The sequence below is a fragment of the Sodalis sp. (in: enterobacteria) genome (assembly GCF_047607725.1).
Classification (GTDB): Bacteria; Pseudomonadota; Gammaproteobacteria; order Enterobacterales; family Enterobacteriaceae; genus JBLKSS01.
The window spans coordinates 1-2,598 of the sequence record NZ_JBLKSS010000270.1 but is presented as its reverse complement, the minus strand read 5'-3'; the positions used below and the strand labels follow the sequence as shown (position 1 = coordinate 2,598).

The following is a 2,598-nucleotide window of genomic DNA, read 5'->3' as shown; positions in this document are numbered from 1 at the left end:
ATCATCGCCGGATTATCCATGATCTGACAGCCGTCCCTTATAGGATGCGGGTTCACTAGGCATCGTAGTGGAACATATTCTTACCGGGCTATACAACAAACCCACCAATAATTCAAGACGTCCTCCACGGGGCGCTTACTTTTTACGTGCCATGCCATACCCCCGGAAGCTAAAAGTCTCCAGAGTATGGCGGAACAGAAGATGAGCGATCGGACAGAATCGGAATCACTGATCGGGCGACCGGAATCAGTGATCGGACGTGACCGGAACCAGCAGGGATAACGCCATTACTGAATATGACTATTCTATCCCACTTCCGTAGGCGGCGGCCGGTGTAAACCCCATGAGTTTCCCGCTTCAGGCTTCTTGCAGCGGCTAATGCTTAACGCCTAATGCCTTTACCAGTGCCCCACGCCCCATGCCCCATGCCGTTAGCGTAGTAGGATTTGCGACGGTTCTTGTATCGTGCGCGGTCGATTGAAAAAATGCGGCCGTCCCTGCGGTATAACCTGTCGAGCCATTTTGGCGACAGGWANANNGATCNGNANTNNNNCTNGAACTGGAACTGGAACTGGAACTGGAACTGGATCTAAGCCTAAAGCGGGGTCCGGACAGAAGCACTGGCTATGGCCGTTTTTACCCGCCCAAAGCGTGGCATGCCAGCAAAAACGGGTTATCAACAACAGGCCAGGCGGCAAGCAATAGGGCGGAGCGGCACGCGGCCGGGATGCCAATTCACCTTAGCGCTTGAGTAGCGGTATTTAGCAGGCGGGTTCAAGCAACTGTAAACGAATACCGTGGAGTTACCCCGGTCCGCGTACAGGCGTTGAACGTTCAATCTATAGCCCGCCGACAAGCGTGCTATTTGATGTCGGCGCCCGCCAAGCGTGTTTGCAATGGGGAGTCTGCTAATACATTTTTCGGGACAAGATGAAACATTTTCAACTAATGGCTGAGAGCTCGACATCACGCCCTAAAACGGCTATCTTCAGGCATCTGGATGTCTAAACGTTTAAACGTATGCTTTGAGGATCTAAGGTTATGCCGATTCGGGTGTTAGACGAGCTACCTGCAGTCAATTTTCTGCGTAACGAAAATGTCTTTGTGATGACGTCCTCGCGCGCCAGCACGCAGGAAATTCGCCCGTTGAAAGTGCTGATCCTGAACCTGATGCCGAAGAAAATTGAAACCGAAAATCAGTTTCTGCGTTTATTATCCAATTCACCACTGCAGGTGGACATTCAACTGCTGCGTATCGACAGCCGGGAATCAAAGAATACCCCGGCGGAGCATTTGAATAATTTTTACTGTAATTTTGAAGATATCCAGCATGATAACTTCGATGGCTTGGTCGTGACCGGCGCACCGCTGGGCCTGGTGGATTTTCAGGATGTCGTCTTCTGGCCGCAGATTGACCGGGTGCTGCACTGGGCCCGCGATCATGTGACGTCAACGCTGTTTGTCTGTTGGGCGGTTCAGGCGGCGCTGAATATTCTCTACGGCATCCCAAAAATGACCCGCCAGCAGAAGCTGGCGGGCGTCTATCAGCACCACACGCGGAGGCCGCATGCATTGCTGACCCGGGGTTTTGATGAAACCTTTCTCGCCCCGTATTCCCGCAATGCGGATTTCCCTACCGCGATGATTCGCCAGTACACCGATTTAGAAATATTGGCCGAATCTGACGAGGCGGGAGCCTATTTGTTTGCCAGCCCGGATAAGCGTCTGGCGTTTGTCACCGGCCATCCGGAATATGATGCGCTAACCCTGGCCAGCGAGTATCACCGCGATCGGGAAAACGGTCTCCAGTCAGCGTTACCGGTTAACTATTTCCCGCAAGATAATCCCGACCTGACGCCGAAAGCCAGCTGGCGCAGCCACGGGCATTTACTGTTTGCCAACTGGCTCAACTACTACGTTTATCAGATAACGCCGTATGATTTGCGGCGGATGAATCCGACGCTGGAATAAGCGCCGGCCAGCGCGTTACCCCCTAACCGCGTTGGCCAAAACGCGTTCCCGCTTTTGCCGCGCGGTCAACCCATGGTGTCATCTTGCGCGGCCGTCGAGTTTTAGAAACTGATGCAACTGGCGCCTTGTTCCGCGCCGGAAAGCTGATGGCGCCGCGCTCCGAACAACTCGCGGCCGCAGCCCACCGCGCCGGCAGAAAGATCCGGTTCCGGCACCTGGCGCTGCGCCAATTCCGCCTCGTCCACTAATAACGTCAATTCGCCCGTTTTGCCGTTCACCCGCACGGTATCCCCGTTGCGGATTTTGCCAAGCAGACCGCCGTTAGTAAGCGTACGCCCAGCGCCGTATTGACAGTTATTCAGCAGGGATGGTGAGGTTCCACGGCAGGAGCTCTTTGATTTTGTTGATGGGATGATCCGCGATAATCGCCAGCACATAGCGCAGATACGCTTCCGGTTCCACGCCGTTCAGTTTGCAACTGCCGATCAGCGTATACATCAGCGCCGCCCGGGCGCCGCCGCTATCCGAACCGAAGAACAGATAGTTCTTGCGACCCAGGCTTATTACCCGCAGCGCGTTTTCAGCGATATTATTGTCGATCTCCGCCCAGCCATCGCCGGCGTAGTA

General features: G+C 54.4%; 3 protein-coding genes and 1 pseudogene. 2 read left to right on the top strand and 2 right to left on the bottom strand.

Annotated features, from left to right (window positions below; all coding sequences use genetic code 11):
- The first annotated feature begins 67 nt into the window (after nucleotides 1–67).
- Entirely contained in the window at nucleotides 68–205 is a 138-nt protein-coding gene (locus ACMX3H_RS18140; RefSeq protein WP_415211788.1) for a hypothetical protein, read from the top strand.
- 836 nt (nucleotides 206–1,041) lie between these two features.
- On the top strand, nucleotides 1,042–1,971 hold the full coding sequence (gene metA, locus ACMX3H_RS18135) for a homoserine O-succinyltransferase MetA (RefSeq protein ID WP_415211787.1): 930 nt from the start codon (nucleotides 1,042–1,044) through the stop codon (nucleotides 1,969–1,971).
- Nucleotides 1,972–2,072: 101 nt separating this feature from the next.
- Here the strand turns inward: metA and ACMX3H_RS18130 are convergent.
- Both ACMX3H_RS18130 and ACMX3H_RS18125 read right to left on the bottom strand, forming a co-directional pair.
- Nucleotides 2,073–2,294 (bottom strand): annotated as a pseudogene (locus ACMX3H_RS18130) (dihydroxy-acid dehydratase); the annotation flags it as partial.
- Nucleotides 2,295–2,325: 31 nt separating this feature from the next.
- Nucleotides 2,326–2,598, bottom strand: a 273-nt coding sequence (locus ACMX3H_RS18125; RefSeq protein ID WP_415211786.1) for a transposase domain-containing protein, incomplete at its 5' end; no start/stop codon positions are given.

Excerpts from the sequence above, each read along its gene's own strand:
- metA (WP_415211787.1), top strand. The coding sequence starts at position 1,042 with ATGCCGATTCGGGTGTTAGACGAGCTACCTGCAGTCAATTTTCTGCGT.